We start from the raw sequence: 16,113 nt of genomic DNA, 5'->3' as shown, positions 1-16,113 counted from the left end.
GGTGATCCGGATCGTGCTCGCCGACGACGAGCGGATGGTCCGCGCGGGGATGCGCGCGATCCTGTCGGCCGACCCCGGCATCGAGGTGGTCGGCGAGGCGGCCGACGGCGCGGAGGCCGTGGAGCTGGTGCGCGAGCACCGCCCCGACATCGCCCTGCTGGACGTGCAGATGCCGGGCACCGACGGACTGGCCGCCACCGCCGCCATCACGTCCGGGTTCCCCGGAACGGCCGTCGTCATCCTGACCACCTTCTCCGAGGACGCCTACATCGCCGGGGCGCTGAGCGGCGGCGCCAGCGGGTTCGTGCTCAAGACCGGCGACCCGAGGGAGCTGGTCGCCGGGCTGCGCGCGGTGGCGGACGGCGGGGCCTACCTCTCACCGGAGGTGGCGCACCGGATCATCGCGGAGCTCGGCGCCACCGGCACGGCGGGCCGGATGTCGCGCGGCGCGGCGGCCCGCGAGCGGACCGACCGGCTGTCGGCCCGTGAGCGCCAGGTGCTCGGGCTCGTCAGCGAGGGCCTGTCCAACGACGAGATCGCCGCCCGCCTCGGCATCGCGCCGGGCACGGTCAAGGTGCACGTGGGTTCCGTCCTCACGCGGCTCGGCGTCCGCAACCGGGTCCAGGCGGCGGTCCTGGCCTACGAGGCGGGCCTGTCCTCCCCTCGGTGATCGCGGCCCTTCCGGGGTCTCAACCGCCTCCGAGACCCCGGAAAGGCCACGATCACCGGGAAACGACCGGGGTCCGGGCTATGCCGATCGGGGTAGGGAGCCGCAGACGTCCGGCGCATGCGCCGGGCCGGGGGAACCGGTGAGGATCCATGGCATGACAGACAGACGATCGTTCTCCCCGCGCCGCCACCGGGTCCTGTTCCACGGGGCGGCCGCCGCCGTGCTGGCGGCCTCGTGCGCCGTGCCGTCCGCGTTCGCGGCGGTCACCGACCCCGACCCGGTCCGGCTCGTGCCGCCCGAACCCACCGGCCCCCACGCCGTCGGGCGGGTGGAGCTGCACCTGGCCGAGGAGGGCCGGGGCCACCCCTGGGTGGAGGGGGTCGAGCGGCGGGAGCTCATGGCCACGCTGTGGTACCCGGCCGAAGGCGGGGGCGGCGAACGGGCGCGCTACGTGCCCGACTCCGTGGCGGGCGTCCTCGCGGGCGAACTCGAGCAGGTGGGGCTCTCCCGCGACGCGGTCGACTTCGCGGGCTCGTACTCCAACGCCGTCGTCGGCGCGGACGTCGCCCCCGACGCGGGAAGGCTGCCGGTCCTGCTGTACTCGCCGGGGTTCAACCAGACGCGCCACCAGGCCACCGCGCAGCTGGAGGAGCTCGCCAGCCGGGGCTACGCGGTGGCGGCCGTGGATCACCCCTACGAGACCTCGGCGGTGGAGTTCCCCGACGGCAGGGTGGTGCGCGACAGCGTCCCCGGCAGCGGCGCGGAGACGCTCCGGGCGGCGGTCGGGACGCGGGTGGCGGACGTCCGCCTGGTCCTGGACGCCCTGGAGGAGATCGCGGAGGGCGGGGACCCCCGCGTCGACGGGCGGCCGCTGCCCGAAGGGCTGGGCCGCGCGCTGGACCCGTCCGCGGTGGGCATGTTCGGCCACTCCGCCGGAGGGTTCACCACCGCCGAGGCGATGCTCGGGGACGACCGCCTCGACGCGGGCGCCAACCTGGACGGCAGCATGGCCTACCACGTGGGGGACGAGGAGTGGGCCGAGTCCACCGTCCGGGGCGCGGACCGGCCGTTCATGATCATCGGAGGGGGCACAACCTCGCCGGGATCCGTGCCGCGCACCAGCGAGCACTCCCCCGACTGGCGCATGTTCCGCGAGGCGTCCACCGGCCCGTCCCTGGAGCTGTACCTGGAGGAGGGCGAGCACATGGGGTTCACCGACCTCCAGTGGCAGGCCCCGCAGGTCGAGGCGGGCGCCCGGCCCGGTGGCCCGGCCTGGGAGGACACGATGCGGGCCTCCGTCGGCACCGTCGACCCCGGGCGCGGTATCGCCGCGCAGCGCGCCTACCTCACCGCCTTCTTCGACGAGTACGTGCGCGGGGAGGAGCGGCCGCTCCTGGACGGACCCTCCGGAGAGCACCCGGACGTGGCGTTCGTCGGGTGACCGTGTCCGGCCGGCGCGGTGGCGCCCCGGGAGCCCTCCCCGGGGCCGCCACCGCGCCGGCGCCCGTCAGGCGTCCCGCGCGCGCAGCTCCGCGTAGGCGGAGAGCTGGGCGGCCGCGGCCCAGCCGAGCACCACGAACAGGTTGACGGCGCCGTCGTGGGGCGCGGTGTAGAAGCCGACGTCGCCCGAGGCGTAGAACTCGACGCCCGCGAACCCGGGCATGACCGCGGCGAGGTCGTTCAGCCACTGCACCTGGCTGAGCTGCAACACCAGCGGAAGGCCGAGCAGCAGCAGGAAGCCGACCCCGATGGTCCCGGCGGTGCCCCGGACCGCCGTGCCGATCCCGACGAACACCACCGCGAACAGCGCCATGCAGACCCCCGCGCCCAGGACCGTGCGGGCGGCGTACTCCGTGTCCAGGGGGGCGTGCGCGCCGATCAGCAGCCACAGCACCCCGATCCCCAGCGTCGTCGCCGCGACACCCGCGGCGAACGCGAACCCGGCGGTGACGGCGGTGCGCGCCGCGAGCACCAGGCCGCGGCGCGGGACGGCCAGCAGGGTGGAGGTGACGCCCCTGTCGGCGTACTCGTTGGTGGCGGCGAGCGCGGCCAGCGTCAGGACGACGAACTGCACCAGGTAGAACACCCCCTGCGAGGTGAGCTGGGAGTAGGAGAAACCGCTGGCGACGGCCGGGTCCTCGGCGATCCGGTCGGCCGCCGAGTAACCCATGAGAAGGGCAAACGCGGCCATCCCGAACAGGCCCAGCCCCAGGCACCACCAGGTGGAGCGGACGGAGGACAGTTTGGTCCACTCCATGGCGGCGGCCCGGGCGAGGGCCCGTCCGGTCGACGGGGCAGGGGGGTACGGGGCGTCGGCGGTCTCGCGGGTCACCGGTGCTCCTTCCGCTCGGTGCGGCGCCGTCCGAAGCGGGGACGGCGGCCGGAGGCGGCGGGGGTCCGCGGGGAACCGGCCGCGTACCGGACGTCGGCCCCGGTGAGTTCGAGGTACGCCTGCTCCAGCGACGCCTCCTCCCGGTGCAGGGCGTGCACGCGCGCGCCGGCCGCGTGCGCGGCGTCGCCGACCTCCTCGGGTGTCGCCCCGTACACCAGCAGGCCGCCGTCGCCGGGCTCGACCGTGACCGGGCGGTCGGTCCCGGCTCCCCGCCGCAGGCGCTCGGCGAGGAGGTCCGGGTCGGGGGTGCGCACGACCACGTGCGTGCGCGACCACGCCGAGATCAGCTCCGGCACGGGCGCGTCGGCGACGAGCCGACCGCCTCCCACGACCACGAGCCGGTCGGCCACGAGCTGCATCTCGCTCATGAGGTGGCTGGAGACGAAGACGGTCCGCCCCTCGTCGGCGAGCCCGCGGAACAGGCCCCGCACCCACCGCACGCCGTCGAGGTCGAGCCCGTTGACGGGTTCGTCGAAGACGAGGACGCCGGGGTCGCCCAGCAGGGCCGCGGCGATGCCCAGCCGCTGCCGCATCCCCAGCGAGAACCCGCCGACCCGGCGGTCCGCGACGTCGGACAGCCCGACGGCGTCGAGCACCTCGGCCACGCGCCCCCGGGGGATGCCGCTGCCGCGCGCGAGCGCGAGCAGGTGGGCGCGGGCGCGGCGTCCCGGGTGCACCGCCGAGGCGTCGATCAGGGCCCCGATCTCCCGGTTGGGCCAGGGGAGGTCCGCGTAGCGGCGCCCGCCCACCAGGGCCTCGCCCGAGGTGGGCCGGTCCAGCCCCAGCAGCAGCCGCATGGTCGTCGATTTCCCGGCCCCGTTGGGACCGAGGAACCCGGTCACCGCGCCGGGGCGGACGTCGAAGGTGAGTCCGTCGACGGCGGTCGTCCCGCCGTAGCGTTTGGTCAGTTCGCGCATCGTGAGCACTGTCGTCCCGTTCCGGAGTGTTTCCGTTCTGCCGCCGCCGACGCTAGGCGGGCGGGGCGCGCCGCGCATCGGTGCTTCGTCGGCCGCGCGCTATGCCCAAATGCCTAACCGGAGCCGCCCCACGATGTCCGTTGCTTCCGGCGATCTCGACCTTTCCGGGGTCTCAACCGCCGCCGAGACCCCGGAAAGGTCAAGATCGCCGGAAGCAACGGACGGCACGGACATCGGGGGAACGGCCTTCCGCGCCCTCCCATCAGCGGGGATGTGACACTGGGAGGATGCACGACACGCCCGTGCGGCTCGACGACGCCGCCCAGCGCTCGGTCACCGGCCTGCTCGCCCGGTTGGAGTCGGGGGAGCAGCTCTCGCGGGAGGACGTCCGCTCCCTCCTCGGCCCGGTCGGCGAGGCCCTCGCCACGCAGGCGCAGCGCACCGCCGCGCGGGTCAACCGGCTGCGCCGGCGCGACGGCGAGCTGTCCGCGCTCATCGCCAGCACCCGCGACCTGGTGGAGGTCCGCGACGTGCAGGCGCTCCTGAAGCGGCTCGTGGACCGCGCGCACGACCTGATGGGCACCGACGTCACCTACATGTCGCTCTACGACAAGGACATCGACGAGCTGTTCGTGCGGGCGAGCCGGGGCACCGTCTCCCCCCGCTTCCCCGGTCTGCGGGTCCCCGCGGGCATGGGCATCGCCAGCCGGGTCGTGCGGTCCATGACGCCGCACTGGACAGCCGACTACGGGGACGACGACCACTTCGCCCGCGACCCCGAGATCGACGCGGCCATCGTCGAGGAGCACCTGCGCTCCCTGCTCGGCGTCCCCATGTCCGCGAACGGCGAGGTCCTGGGCGTGCTGTTCGCCGCGGACCGCGCCCCGCGCGCCTTCTCCGGCGAGGAGGTCGCGTTGCTGTCCGCGTTCGCCGACCACGCCGCCATCATCCTGCACACCGCCCGCCTGTTCTCGGCGGTGACCGAGGCCGCCGACCGGGCCGAGAGGGCCCAGGCCCGCGCCGAGCACCACATCGAGGCGATGAACGCCTCCGCCCGGGTGCACGAGCGGCTCACCGCGCTGGTGCTGTCCGGGCACGGGCCGCGCGAGGTCGCCGAGACCCTCGCCGAGTCGCTGGGACGGGCGGTCGCCATCGCCGACCGCGAGAACCGGCTGGTGGCGGCGACCGAGGACGGCGTCGGCCGCTGGTGGACGCAGGGGAGGCTGATCGCGTCGGCCGTCGAGGCCGCCGAACGCAGCCGGGCCTCGGGGCACTGCGCGGACGTGGGCGCCCGGGGCCTGGACGTGGTCGCCGCGGCCATCTCCGGGACGTCCCTGCTGGGGCTGCTGCTCGTGGGCGAGGGGAGGGCGCCGCTCACCGACGTCGAGCGGCGCACCATCGAGCGCTCCGGACAGATCGTGGCGCTGCTGACCATGCAGCGCGACGCGCTGACCGTCGCGGAGGAGCGGGTCCGGGGCGAGCTCGCCCTGGACCTGGTGTCGGGCGTCGCCGACATGGACGCGCTCGAACGCAGGGCGGCCGCGCGGGGGATCGTGCTCGACCAGCCGTGGACGGGCGTGGTGGTGCCCGCGCCCGACGCGGCGCGCCGCGTCCTGCTGCGCTCCCTCGCGGCCGCCGACCCGCGATGGCTGGTCACGGCGCAGGGCGAGGGCGTGAGCGTGCTCGTGCCCGGCGCTGACCCGCGGGTCGCCGCCGAGGAGGTGCGCCGCCGGGGAGGCGCGGCCGCGGCCGCGCCGCTCCTCGCGGTGGCCTCCCGGTCGGCCGCCCCCGCCGAGATCGCCCCGGTCCTCGCGGAGGCGTGGGAGTGCGCGGGCTTCCTGCCCGCGCTGGGCGTGGCCGACGGCGCCTTCCAGGCCGACGACTACGCGCCCTACCTGGCCATGTTCGGCGCGGACGGCGCGCGCGCCCTGGCCTACGTGGACCGGATGATCGGCCCGGTGGTCGACTGGGACGACCGCAACCGCACCGACCTGGCCGCCACGATCACCGCCTACACCGACAGCGGGGGCAGCGTCACGCGCGCGGCGCGGACCCTGTACGTGCACCCCAACACCGTCAAGCAGCGGCTCGAACGGCTCACCGCGCTCCTCGGCCCGGACTGGCGGTCCCCCGACCGCGTGTTCCGCGTCGCCGTCGCCGCCCGGCTGCACCGGCTCCGCCACCGCGCGGAACGGACACGGTGATCCCGGATCTGGTGTCCGCTCGGGATATGTCGTCCGGGTCACATCCGCTGCTTACATGGACGGATTCGCAGTGACGCACCGCACAGCGCGGTGCCCGTTCCATGGGGGCGAGCAGAGTGGCTCACAACAGCAGGTTGACCGGTTTCCGCAAACTCGGCGTCCAGGAGCGCCGCGCGGCCGTGGCACGGGAGAGCGGCGTGGACGCGGCCGCGTTCGAGGCACTGGACCCGGGCGGCCTGAGCCTCGACGCCGCCGGGCACATGATCGAGAACGTCGTGGGTGTCATGGGCATCCCCGTGGGCATCGCCACCAACTTCACCGTCAACGGGCGCGACGTGCTGGTACCGATGGCCACCGAGGAGCCCTCCGTGGTGGCCGCCGCCAGCAACGCGGCCCGCATCGCGCGCGTGCGGGGCGGGTTCACCACCAGCAGCACCGGCCCCGTGATGCAGGCGCAGGTCCAGGTGGTGGACGTGGTGGACCCGCGGGCCGCCCGGTTGCGCGTCCTGGAGGCGCGCGACGAGCTGATCGCCCTGGCCGCCGCCCAGGACCCCAAGCTCGCCGAGGTCGGCGGCGGGGTGCTGGACCTGGTCGTGCGCGTCGTCGAGGCGCCCGCCCACACCTACGTGGTCGCGCACCTGGTCGTGGACGTGCGCGACGCGATGGGCGCCAACGCCGTCAACACCATGGCCGAGGCCGTCGCCCCGCGCCTCGCCGAGATCGCCGGGGGCCGCGCGGTCCTGCGCATCCTCACGAACAAGGCCGACCTGAGGCTGAGCCGGGCGCGCGCCGTCCTGGACGCCGAGGCCCTGGGCGGGGAGGCGATCGCCGAGGACGTCATCCACGCCTACCAGCTCGCCGCCGCCGACCCCTACCGCGCCGCCACCCACAACAAGGGCATCATGAACGGCGTCTCCGCCGTGGTGCTGGCCACCGGCAACGACACCCGCGCCGTCGAGGCGGGCGCCCACTCGCACGCGGTGAACGCGGACGGGGTCTACTCCTCGCTGTCCACCTTCGAGAGGAACGCCGACGGCGACGTCGTGGCCACCCTGGAGCTGCCGATGCCGGTCGGCCTGGTCGGCGGCGCGACCAGGACCCACCCCGCCGCCCGCGCCGCCCTCGCCGTCACCGGGGTCGCCTCCGCCCGCGAGCTGGGTGAGCTGATCACCGCGGTCGGCCTGGCGCAGAACATCGCCGCGGTGCGCGCCCTGGCGGGGGAGGGCATCCAGCGCGGGCACATGTCCCTGCACGCCAAGAACATCGCCCTCGCGGTCGGCGCCCGGGACGGCGAGGTCGACCGGGTGGTGGCGGCCCTGATCGCGGAGAAGGCCTTCCGGCACGACCGCGCCGAGGCCGTCCTGGCCGAGCTGCGGAGCCGGTGATGACCGACCGGAGCCCCCACCCCCCGGGCCTGCCCATGGCGGTTCCCCAGCCCGGCCTGCCCGAGCGCGTGCGCGTCTACGAGGTCGGGCCGCGCGACGGCCTCCAGGCGGAGCGGACCGTCCTGTCCGCGGACACCAAGGTCGAGCTGATCGGCCGCCTGGTGGCCGCCGGCCTCGGAACCGTCGAGGCGACCAGCTTCGTCAACCCCGCCCGGGTCCCGCAGATGGCGGACGCCTCGGCGGTGCTGGGCGCCCTCGACACGGCCTCGGGCACGCGGCACCCGGTGCTGGTCCCCAACCTCCGGGGCCTGGACGACGCCCTGGCCGCCGGAGCCCGCGAGATCGCCGTCTTCCTCAGCGTCACCGAGTCCTTCTCCCGGGCCAACCTGGGCCGCCCCCGCGCCGAGGCGGAGGCCGAGGCCGCGCGGGTGGTCGCACGGGCGCGCCAGGAGGGCCTCGCCGTGCGGGGATACCTGTCGATGGTCTTCGGCGACCCGTGGGAGGGACCGGTCCCCATCGGCGAGGTCGTGGCGGCCACGCGAAGGCTCCGGGACCTCGGGGCGGAGTCGGTCTCCCTCGGCGACACCATCGGAGTCGGCACGCCCGGTCACGTCAAGGCGCTCGTCGCCGCCCTGGACGGCGCGGGCGTGCCGCTCCGGAGCCTCGCGCTGCACGCCCACGACACCTACGGCCAGGCGCTCGCCAACGTCTACGCCGCGCTCGAGGCCGGGGTCAGCGAGTTCGACGCCTCCACCGGAGGCGTCGGCGGCTGCCCGTTCGCCCGCAGCGCCACCGGGAACCTCGCCACCGAGGACCTGGTGTGGATGCTGCGCGGGCTCGGCATCGAGACCGGGGTGGACCTCGACGCCCTCGTCCAGACCAGCACCTGGCTGGCGGCGCACCTGGGGCGGCCCAGCCCCTCGCGTGTGGTCGCGGCCCTCAAGGAACGGAAATGACCATGTCCAACCTGCTGGAGATCTGGGGTGACACCGTCGATGCCAGGCACACCATCGGGGCGGTCGCCCTGGGGGTCGGCATCGCCACCCCTCTCTATCTCGGAGCCGACTACTTCTTCTCGCGGGTGTCGCCGGACGCGTCCCTGGCGAGCTCCTACGCGCTGCTGGCCGGGCTGGCCGGCTGCCTGGTCGCCGGGTTCGCCGGGGCCCTGCTGTTCAAGCCCAAGCGGGTGGTGACCGAGCAGGCGGCCGCGAGCGAGGGCCGCGCCGAGACCATGGACGCCATCGAGGCCGAGTACGGCCCGCTCGGCGACCCGGCCGAACTGCCGGAAGCCGTCCAGGAGGAGGTCCGCGCGCTCGGCCTCTACGACGACCTGCGCGCGCAGCACGAGCGCCGCCACCAGGAGGCGGCCAGATGAGTCCCGACCTGCTCACCGACGCCTCGTGGGCCCTGGCGATGGGGCTGGTCGGCGCCGTCGTCTTCGCCCTCATCGGCCTGGTCTCGGGCACCGACGAGACGGCCACGGTCGCCCCGCTGACCCTGCTCGTGGTCCTGCTCGGCGTCCCGGCCCCCGGCGTGTTCACCTTCTTCATGGCGGGCGTCGTCGCCAAGCACATCACGCACGCCATTCCCACCGCCCTGCTCGGCATCCCCGGCGACACCATGGCGGTACCGATGCTGAGGGACGCGCAGATGCTGCGCGACCTGGGCGTTCCGCACATCGCGCTGCGCAAGGCCATCTCCGGGGGCGTCATCGCCGCGTTCGTCTCGGTGCCGCTGGCGGTGCTGTTCGCGTGGCTGCTGAGCCCCTTCGCCGACACGATCGGCAAGGCCGCCCCGTGGATCTTCGTGGTCGCCGCGGTGCTGATCGCCTACACCTCCAAGGGGCGGCTGGCCGCGGTCCTGGCCCTCGTCCCCTTCGTCCTGCTGGTCGTGGGGCTCCAGGCGTTCGTCACCCAGACCACCGGGTCGGGCCTGTCGATCAGCTTCTTCCTGGGCATCGCCACCGGTCCGCTGATCGCCGACCTGTTCACGGCCCTCTCGCCCGGCGGGCGCCGGACGCTGCGCCGCGACGCGCCGCGCGGCTTCGACCTGGCGCCCGACACCCGCACGTGGAAGGGCCGCGTGCCCAACCCGTTCAAGGTGCTCGACCGCAAGCAGCTCGCCTACACGAGCGCCGCGGCGGGCGTCTCCAGCGCGACGTTCGTGTTCTCCCCGGTGGCCATGACCGTGCTCATGGGCGAAATCGCCGGGGCCCGGATCAAGAACGGCTACCACCGCCTCACCTCGGTCATGGCGGTGCGCAACGGCACCACCGAGTCCACCTACATCGCCGAGACCCTCATCCCGCTGATCGCTCTGGGGCTGCCGTTGTCCCCGATGGCGGCGGGCCCGGCGGCACCGCTGTTCAACGCGCCCCCGGTGTACACGGTCGACGCCGAGAGCGGTGAGACGAACAACCTGCACAACCTGCTCTCCAGCGGGGAGTTCCTGGTCTACGGCCTGCTCGGCGTGGCCCTGGCGGCGATCATCGCCTACCCGTTCGCGATGACCTACGCCCACCGCGCCGCCTCCTTCGTGATGCGCAAGGTCTCGCACGAGGCGATCATCGGCGCCTTCGCCGGGCTCATCATGGTGATCTGCATGTACGAGGGCGGCCTCCTCGCCGTGGGCGTGGCCATCACGGTCGGCCTGGTCGGCGGCCTGCTCAACAAGGTGTTCAACGTGCACACCGGCGTCCAGTTCATGGGCTTCTACGTGGCGGTCCTGACCGTCCCGCAGATCCTCGCGCTGGTCGGCTGAGACCGGGGGCCGGAGACCGGCCACCGAAAGAAGGGGCGGTCCGCTCGGACCGCCCCTTCGCCGTTCCCGGACCGTCGCCCGCCGGCTTCCCGCGATCCTCTTCCCGAAAATCTCGCGACGAAAGGGCAAAGTTTTAGTAAAATACGCACAAACGTGCGAAAAGGGATTCCTGTCCTTCTTCGCTCCTGTCTCCGAACGATGGAGTGACATTGAGGTACCGGGCAGCAACCCTCGCCACCGCCGCCGCCGTCGGAGCCCTGCTCGCGGTGAGTGCCGCGAGTCCGGCGCTCGCCGCCGAAGGAAGGCTGTGGTGGACCTCGGACGGCTACAACTGGCGCCTGTACACCCCGCCCGCCTACGAGGTGTGCGTCAAGCCCCTCGTCTGGACGCACAGCCCCGCGACCACCCTGGTCAACGACCTCGACGTCGACGTCCAGCTGTACCCGGAGACGGACTGCGTGGGCGACCCGGTGCTCCTCCCCGCCGGTGAGGAGACCGACTTCACGACGAGGAGCATCCTCATCCCCGCGAGTTGATCCCCCGCCCCGGCCGGACCGGCAGGCGCCGCAAGGGGGGAACCGTCTACAGTCGTGGGGATGCCCAGACACAGCCCGCGCGCCCGACCGGCCCCGGTCACCGACGCCGCGCCCTGCCCCTGCGGGCGGGACGCGGCCTACGGGGACTGCTGCGGCCCCCTGCACCGGGGAGCCGCCGAGGCCCCCACCGCCGAGCGGCTGATGCGGTCGCGCTACAGCGCGTTCGCCGTCGGCGACCGGGACCACCTCCTGCGGACCTGGCACCCCCGGACCCGGCCGCCGGACCTCACCCTGGACCCCCGCCTGGAGTGGGTGCGCCTGGAGGTCCTGGCCGCCACCGGCGGAAGCCCGTTCCACACGGAGGGCACCGTCTCCTTCCGGGCGGTCTACCGGGAGAAGGGACGCGAGGGCGCGCTCGACGAGAACAGCCGCTTCCTGCGCCACGACGGGGCCTGGGCCTACCTCGACGCGCTCGACGGCTGAGCCCGCGTTCTCCGCGCTCCTACCGGTGGTCCCGGCCTTTCCGGGGCTCCGACCGCGCCCGGGGCCCCGGAAAGGCCACGATCACCGGAGAGGCCGGGCCCGCCTCCCCCGCCGGTCCCTCCCGAGGGACCGGCGGGGGAGGGCCGCGGCGTCAGCGCCGGGCGGTCCGGACGCTCCGGTGGCCCACGGTCATCCCGTACGCGGGCCGCTGGGGGCTCTCCCCGTTGCCGGAGAGGTCCACCAGGGAGTCGACCAGGCCGAGCGGGTTCTCCCAGGCCAGGCGGAGCCCGCCGGAGGCCGTCTGGCCTGCCTCCTGTCCCTGGTTCTGGTCCTGGTTCTGACCGCCCTCCAGGTCCAGGTCGAACTCGCGCCGGTTGTTCCGGCCGTTGCCGTTGTTGTTCCGGTCGTTGTTCCGGTTGTCGTCCGGCTTCGTCTCGGTGCCGTTCCCGTTGTTGTTGTTCCCGTTGTCGTTGTCGCCGCCCTTGGGGCCCGGCTTCCTGCCCCGCACCTGGACGATGTCGGCCGAGCCGGTGGTGCCGGCCGGGACCACCGCGCCGTCCGTCGTCGCCAGCGTCTGGAAGGCGCCGTCGTAGGGGTTGCTCCGGAGGTCCCGCTCCTCCTCGGTGCTGCGCCGACCGGGAAGGTCGAACTCGGCGAGGATCGATCTCGGCGCCTGCGCCGTCGCGACCATGCCGTACTCCTCTCTCTTGTCGTCTTGCCGTGGGCGGTCAGGCGGTCAGCGTGTAGTCCTGGTCGGCCCGCCGCACCTTGTCGTCTCCGCTGTAGGCGGACTGGAGCGGCCGGGACCCGACCCGGACGATCCCCCCGTCGTTGCTGTTGCCGTTGCTGTTGCCGTCTCCCGCGGACGCCAGGGCCCGGATCGCGGCGACGAGCAGCCCGGCGATGGCGCCGATCCCGCCCAGGCTCCCCAGGCTGCCGAGGGCGTCGCCGAGGTCGAACCCGTTCCGGTTCGTCGAGGAGTCGGAGGAGGACTCGTTCGAATCGGAGTCGGAGTCGGAGTCCGACCCCGTCAGGCGGTCGATGCCCTCGGAGAGCATGTCCATGGGGCTGAGGGGGTTGAAGCCGAGCTTCTCCTCGGCGAGGTCGCCGATGATCCCCGTCGGATCGAGCGGGTTGGGGATCAGGCCCTCCACGAGCGACGACGCGCCCTCCGACAGGAGCTCCCGACCGCCCTGCTGGAGAAGGCCCCGGGCGCCCTGCTGGGTCGCGACCCGGGCGCCCTGCCCGACGAGCATCCTGGTGCCCGCGGACAGGAGGGCCCTTCCCCCCACGGACACGGCGATCCGGCCGCCCACCGCGAGCAGGGCGCCGGCCACCAATGGCAGAGGCATGTCCTTCCTCCTTCTTCTCGGTTTCCCGGTTCTGCGCCGCTCCCGGCCGGACGGCCGGGGCGGATGGCGCGTCTCAGTAGAGGAACGAGACGTGCACGTGGTCGTAGTGGTTCTGGGTGTGGCTCCCCCGGTCGTCCATCACCCGCCAGCAGCTCTGGTCGAGCGACTCGGCGGTGGTCTGGTCGACGCAGGGGGCGTCGCCCTGGGACGGGTTCCAGATGTGCTGCCGCCAGATGACGTACTTGACCCCGATCTGCTCGTGGTTCCGCATCAGCCAGCGGGAGAGCTCGAATCCGACGGCGTTCTGCGCGTCGGTCCCCGTGCCCCCGTTGACGTTGGTCATGAAGTCGCACGCCTGGCCGGTCCCGTGGTCGGGCGGGCCGGGCCGGTAGCACCACCCCCATTGGGAACTTTCGAACTCCGGGTAGTTGGCGACGACGGCCTTGTACGCCTGGCAGGTCAGCTCGGTCACCACCCCGGCGCCGCAGTCCACCAGCGCGCCGCCGGGGGTGATGTCGTCCGCGTGGTAGGGGATGTCGCCGGAGCGGACGCCCGGGGAGCCGCCGCCGGTCCCCACGCCGTAGGTGTCGACCGCCTGGACCCCGGTGACCAGCGCGAAGGTCCCGGCGAAGAAGACCGCGAGCCCCGCGCCGAGGTTCGCCCGGCCGAGGTCCGCGGAGCGGCGGGGGCGCGGCCGTCGCGAGCGGGCCATGTCAGATCACCCCCTCGCCCTGCAGCGCGTCCAGCCGCGCGGCGTCGGTGACCCCGATGACGACCCAGGTGTCGCCGTCCTCGCGCAGCGAGACGTGGACGACGCCGAGGTCCAGGGAGTCCCCGCCGCCCGCCTCCTCGGCGCGCAGGGACAGCTCGACGGTGACGAGCGCGGGAGCGATCATCGGCGCCCCGGTCGGCTCGGCGGTCCCCGTCGCGGGACGGCCCCACTCCGCCAACAGGCCGACCGTCGCCGCGGCCGCCGACCCCCCACCGGAGAGGAGCCCCGCGTACTGCGAGTCCGCCGTCTCCTCCAGGCGCGCGAAGTAGGCGTCCTCGGTCTCCCCGGGGTCGAACGTGCCCATGGCCCGCCCGTGCTCGACCGCGACGGCGAGCGCCTGCTGGAACTGGTCCTCGGTGACCGGGAGGAGGTCGCTCATCGACGTTCCCGGCGCGGGAGGGGGGCTCTCGCCGCCGTCGCCGCCGAGGCGGGTGACGGCGAACGCGGCGAGCAGGGCGAGCGCGGCGACGACCGCGCCGATCGCCAGCCAGTCGCGGTGGAACAGGGACCGGTCCCGCATGTCGCTCGTGCCTCCTGGCGCGTGTCTCTCGAAAGGTCGGTGCGCGGTGCCGTCATACCGGCGCCCGCCGGACGTCGGCGGTGTCCGCGCCGTCGGAGCCGTCGGCGGGGAAGAGGTGGCTGACCCGGACGACCGCGCGGAACGCGGGCTGCGGCCACTGCCCCGAGTCGTACTCGTGCTCGTGGATCTGCGCGGCCCGCGGCACGCTGCTGCTGTACGCCTCGATCACCATGAGCCGTCCGTCCCGGCGCCCCGTCACCATCGACACGTGTGTGGGCATGCCGCCCCCGGACCCGCCGGTGAGGATCAGGTCGCCGGGCTGGGCCTGGTCCAGGGAGACCTGCCGGGCGGCGTCCATGGCGTACATGGTGTCCGTGGTCCAGCGGTACGACGTGTACCGCTCGGGCAGGCCCGCCGCCTGGTACGCCCGCCAGAGCAGCCCCGAGCAGTCGTAGCCTCCGGGGCCGATCCCGCCCCAGACGTAGGGCTTGCCGATCTGCGCCCGCGCGTACTGGATGACCTTCTCGACGGCGGTGCCGTTCAGCGCCTGGTCCGCGCAGTCGGTCGTGGTCCCGTTGGGCGGCGCGACGGTGAAGTCGCCGCTCCGGTACTGCGCCGCCTTGGCGCTGACCGCCTGCTGGTAGGCCCCGCCCACACCGGAGCCGTGGTAGCGGCCGACGGCCCATTCGAGGCTGTGGCCCCGGTCCATCCAGTAGCGGAGGAAGCCCGCGGTGGAGTGCACGGCGTCGGCGGGGTCCCAGGCGTTGACCCTGCCGTCGCCGTTGCCGTCGATGCCGAACCACTGGCCGTTCGTTCCCGGCGCGGCCGTGCGCTCGCTCGCGGGCTGGTCCGCCTCGCCGCCCCAGGTGTTCGCGGCGTCGCCCAGCGGGCCGCCGGTCGCCCTGGTTTCCGGGTGCTTGACGCCGAACTGGGTGGGGCCCGCCGCCCCGGCCGGGTTGGCGGTCCCGTAGACGATGCCGGTCGGCCGCCGGCCGAGGGAGCCGTAGACGGCGGTGTCCGGGATGCGGCCGTGGTTGGTCTCGCGCCAGGAGATCCCGGCGACGTACTCCCACGGGATGTCGAACTGCTCACCGGCCTGCTTGGCGTACTCCAGGAAGTTCTCGGGGACCGAGTCCGGGTCTGCGTTCCCGGTGAACCCGCCGAGCGAGGTGGAGCAGCCGCCCGAGCCGCCGCCGGACAGGCCCAGGTAGTCGAAGATCTGCTCGCCGCCGACCACGACCATGGTCGAGCCCATGAAGAGGGAGCCGGCCAGGGCGTAGGAGAGCGTGCCGCGCCCCAGGTCGCTCGCCCGCCCGGAGCGCAGCCGGGCGCGCGCGGCGAGCCACGCGCGCCGGACCGCCGACGGCCGGGCGGCCTCCGTCCCGTCGTCCATGTCAGACCGCCCCGGCGTCGCCCAGGGCCGCGTCCTGGAAGCCGTTGACCAGCCAGGCGCCGTCGCTCCGGGCGAGGTTGACCGCGTACTCGAACCGCTGCTCACCGGCGTCCGGCGCGGTGACGTCGGCGCGCACCAGGTAGGTGACGCTGTCCGCGGCGAGGTCGCGGATGCCGGTGACCTCGGCGGCGACCTCGACGTCGGCCGCCGACGGGGGGACCTCCTCGCCCAGAACCGGCGGGGCCGCGCCCCCGGCCGCGAGCATGTCGGCGTAGCCGGGGGTGGCGAGCTCCCCCGCCCGCTGGTCGTCCCCGCTGAGGAAGACCGCGGTGAACTCCTCCGCGACGGCGACCGCCTGGCGGAGCTCGTCCTCGGAGTTGGGCAGCAGGCCGACCACGTCGGTCCCGTTCGCGGGGGAGGGGGGCGAGTCGGCGGAAACGGCGGGATCGTTCTCCCCGAAGAGGCGCGTTATGGAAAAACCCAAGGTCAACGCGATAACCGCGGCGGCGGCAATGATGAGGAGCACCCGCCGGGAATTGTTGTCGAGGTCGTTCACGATCGCCTTTCATCGTGGCCGATCCCGGTCATGGCGCCGATCGGGACGGAACGTGCGGGGGGTGGAAGGCCCGTACGGGCTTCTTCTGACAGCCGATTCGCGACTAATGTCAGATGTCGATCCTCCGGCCCAGGTTCCTCTGCGGTTTGGCCGGATCCGGCCAGAAAACCGTA

General features: G+C 74.0%; 17 protein-coding genes. 9 read left to right on the top strand and 8 right to left on the bottom strand.

Features of this window, described 5'->3' with window-relative positions; translation table 11 throughout:
• Window position 1: 1 nt before the first annotated feature.
• Together EV190_RS01725 and EV190_RS01720 are read left to right on the top strand one after the other, a co-directional pair.
• Window positions 2-670 (top strand): response regulator, encoded by a 669-nt coding sequence (locus EV190_RS01725; protein ID WP_133739616.1) that lies wholly within the window; start codon window positions 2-4, stop codon window positions 668-670.
• Between the two features lie 154 nt (window positions 671-824).
• A complete protein-coding gene (locus tag EV190_RS01720) occupies window positions 825-2,111 on the top strand; it encodes an alpha/beta hydrolase family protein (protein ID WP_133739615.1) in 1,287 nt (428 codons plus the stop codon).
• A 66-nt stretch (window positions 2,112-2,177) separates the two neighbouring features.
• On the opposite strand, the gene EV190_RS01715 is transcribed toward EV190_RS01720, so the two are convergent.
• Together EV190_RS01715 and EV190_RS01710 are read right to left on the bottom strand one after the other, a co-directional pair.
• Window positions 2,178-3,002, bottom strand: a complete 825-nt coding sequence (locus tag EV190_RS01715) for an ABC transporter permease (RefSeq protein ID WP_243742267.1) — start codon at window positions 3,000-3,002, stop codon at window positions 2,178-2,180.
• Entirely contained in the window at window positions 2,999-3,988 is a 990-nt protein-coding gene (locus EV190_RS01710) for an ABC transporter ATP-binding protein (protein WP_133739614.1), read from the bottom strand. The genes EV190_RS01715 and EV190_RS01710 overlap by 4 nt, the downstream gene beginning before the upstream one ends.
• Before the next feature lie 278 nt (window positions 3,989-4,266).
• Between EV190_RS01710 and EV190_RS01705 the strand changes: the two genes are divergently transcribed.
• The 7 genes from EV190_RS01705 (at window position 4,267) to EV190_RS01675 (ending at window position 11,347) form a co-directional block, all read left to right on the top strand.
• Complete coding sequence (locus tag EV190_RS01705) at window positions 4,267-6,183, top strand: helix-turn-helix domain-containing protein (RefSeq protein WP_133739613.1); 1,917 nt, start codon at window positions 4,267-4,269, stop codon at window positions 6,181-6,183.
• A gap of 101 nt (window positions 6,184-6,284) precedes the next feature.
• Window positions 6,285-7,568, top strand: coding sequence for a hydroxymethylglutaryl-CoA reductase, degradative (locus tag EV190_RS01700; RefSeq protein ID WP_133739612.1), 1,284 nt, complete (start codon window positions 6,285-6,287; stop codon window positions 7,566-7,568).
• Window positions 7,568-8,524 (top strand): hydroxymethylglutaryl-CoA lyase, encoded by a 957-nt coding sequence (locus EV190_RS01695; protein ID WP_133739611.1) that lies wholly within the window; start codon window positions 7,568-7,570, stop codon window positions 8,522-8,524. The genes EV190_RS01700 and EV190_RS01695 overlap by 1 nt, the downstream gene beginning before the upstream one ends.
• A complete protein-coding gene (locus EV190_RS01690; RefSeq protein ID WP_133739610.1) occupies window positions 8,521-8,943 on the top strand; it encodes a hypothetical protein in 423 nt (140 codons plus the stop codon). The genes EV190_RS01695 and EV190_RS01690 overlap by 4 nt, the downstream gene beginning before the upstream one ends.
• Complete coding sequence (locus EV190_RS01685) at window positions 8,940-10,328, top strand: tripartite tricarboxylate transporter permease (protein WP_133739609.1); 1,389 nt, start codon at window positions 8,940-8,942, stop codon at window positions 10,326-10,328. The genes EV190_RS01690 and EV190_RS01685 overlap by 4 nt, the downstream gene beginning before the upstream one ends.
• A gap of 209 nt (window positions 10,329-10,537) precedes the next feature.
• Window positions 10,538-10,864: a hypothetical protein gene (locus EV190_RS01680; protein WP_133739608.1), complete on the top strand. Its 327-nt coding sequence runs from the start codon at window positions 10,538-10,540 to the stop codon at window positions 10,862-10,864.
• A gap of 60 nt (window positions 10,865-10,924) precedes the next feature.
• Entirely contained in the window at window positions 10,925-11,347 is a 423-nt protein-coding gene (locus tag EV190_RS01675) for a YchJ family protein (protein WP_133739607.1), read from the top strand.
• Between the two features lie 151 nt (window positions 11,348-11,498).
• Here EV190_RS01675 and EV190_RS01670 read toward each other — a convergent pair whose 3' ends face one another.
• The 6 genes from EV190_RS01670 to EV190_RS01645 form a co-directional block, all read right to left on the bottom strand.
• Window positions 11,499-12,038 (bottom strand): hypothetical protein, encoded by a 540-nt coding sequence (locus EV190_RS01670; RefSeq protein WP_133739606.1) that lies wholly within the window; start codon window positions 12,036-12,038, stop codon window positions 11,499-11,501.
• Window positions 12,039-12,075: 37 nt separating this feature from the next.
• The gene (locus EV190_RS01665) at window positions 12,076-12,699 is read right to left on the bottom strand and encodes a hypothetical protein (protein WP_133739605.1); all 624 of its coding nucleotides are present in this window, start codon (window positions 12,697-12,699) and stop codon (window positions 12,076-12,078) included.
• A gap of 73 nt (window positions 12,700-12,772) precedes the next feature.
• On the bottom strand, window positions 12,773-13,411 hold the full coding sequence (locus EV190_RS01660) for a hypothetical protein (RefSeq protein ID WP_133739604.1): 639 nt from the start codon (window positions 13,409-13,411) through the stop codon (window positions 12,773-12,775).
• Window position 13,412: 1 nt separating this feature from the next.
• Complete coding sequence (locus EV190_RS01655; RefSeq protein WP_133739603.1) at window positions 13,413-13,991, bottom strand: hypothetical protein; 579 nt, start codon at window positions 13,989-13,991, stop codon at window positions 13,413-13,415.
• A 52-nt stretch (window positions 13,992-14,043) separates the two neighbouring features.
• Window positions 14,044-15,384, bottom strand: a complete 1,341-nt coding sequence (locus EV190_RS01650; RefSeq protein WP_133739602.1) for a C40 family peptidase — start codon at window positions 15,382-15,384, stop codon at window positions 14,044-14,046.
• A gap of 1 nt (window position 15,385) precedes the next feature.
• On the bottom strand, window positions 15,386-15,868 hold the full coding sequence (locus tag EV190_RS01645) for a hypothetical protein (protein WP_133739601.1): 483 nt from the start codon (window positions 15,866-15,868) through the stop codon (window positions 15,386-15,388).
• Window positions 15,869-16,113: the final 245 nt, after the last annotated feature.

The organism is Actinorugispora endophytica, from assembly GCF_004363075.1.
In the GTDB taxonomy this organism is placed as follows: Bacteria; Actinomycetota; Actinomycetes; order Streptosporangiales; family Streptosporangiaceae; genus Actinorugispora; species Actinorugispora endophytica.
This window is presented reverse-complemented; position numbering and strand designations above follow the sequence as displayed.

What these genes read in the sequence shown, in the direction of transcription:
- EV190_RS01685 (WP_133739609.1), top strand. Translation starts at nt 8,940, where the DNA reads ATGAGTCCCGACCTGCTCACCGACGCCTCGTGGGCCCTGGCGATGGGG.
- EV190_RS01660 (WP_133739604.1), bottom strand. Translation starts at nt 13,411, where the DNA reads ATGGCCCGCTCGCGACGGCCGCGCCCCCGCCGCTCCGCGGACCTCGGC.
- EV190_RS01700 (WP_133739612.1), top strand. Translation starts at nt 6,285, where the DNA reads ATGGGGGCGAGCAGAGTGGCTCACAACAGCAGGTTGACCGGTTTCCGC.
- EV190_RS01695 (WP_133739611.1), top strand. Translation starts at nt 7,568, where the DNA reads ATGACCGACCGGAGCCCCCACCCCCCGGGCCTGCCCATGGCGGTTCCC.
- EV190_RS01665 (WP_133739605.1), bottom strand. Translation starts at nt 12,699, where the DNA reads ATGCCTCTGCCATTGGTGGCCGGCGCCCTGCTCGCGGTGGGCGGCCGG.
- EV190_RS01650 (WP_133739602.1), bottom strand. Translation starts at nt 15,384, where the DNA reads ATGGACGACGGGACGGAGGCCGCCCGGCCGTCGGCGGTCCGGCGCGCG.
- EV190_RS01670 (WP_133739606.1), bottom strand. Translation starts at nt 12,038, where the DNA reads ATGGTCGCGACGGCGCAGGCGCCGAGATCGATCCTCGCCGAGTTCGAC.
- EV190_RS01655 (WP_133739603.1), bottom strand. Translation starts at nt 13,991, where the DNA reads ATGCGGGACCGGTCCCTGTTCCACCGCGACTGGCTGGCGATCGGCGCG.
- EV190_RS01675 (WP_133739607.1), top strand. Translation starts at nt 10,925, where the DNA reads ATGCCCAGACACAGCCCGCGCGCCCGACCGGCCCCGGTCACCGACGCC.
- EV190_RS01690 (WP_133739610.1), top strand. Translation starts at nt 8,521, where the DNA reads ATGACCATGTCCAACCTGCTGGAGATCTGGGGTGACACCGTCGATGCC.
- EV190_RS01705 (WP_133739613.1), top strand. Translation starts at nt 4,267, where the DNA reads ATGCACGACACGCCCGTGCGGCTCGACGACGCCGCCCAGCGCTCGGTC.
- EV190_RS01720 (WP_133739615.1), top strand. Translation starts at nt 825, where the DNA reads ATGACAGACAGACGATCGTTCTCCCCGCGCCGCCACCGGGTCCTGTTC.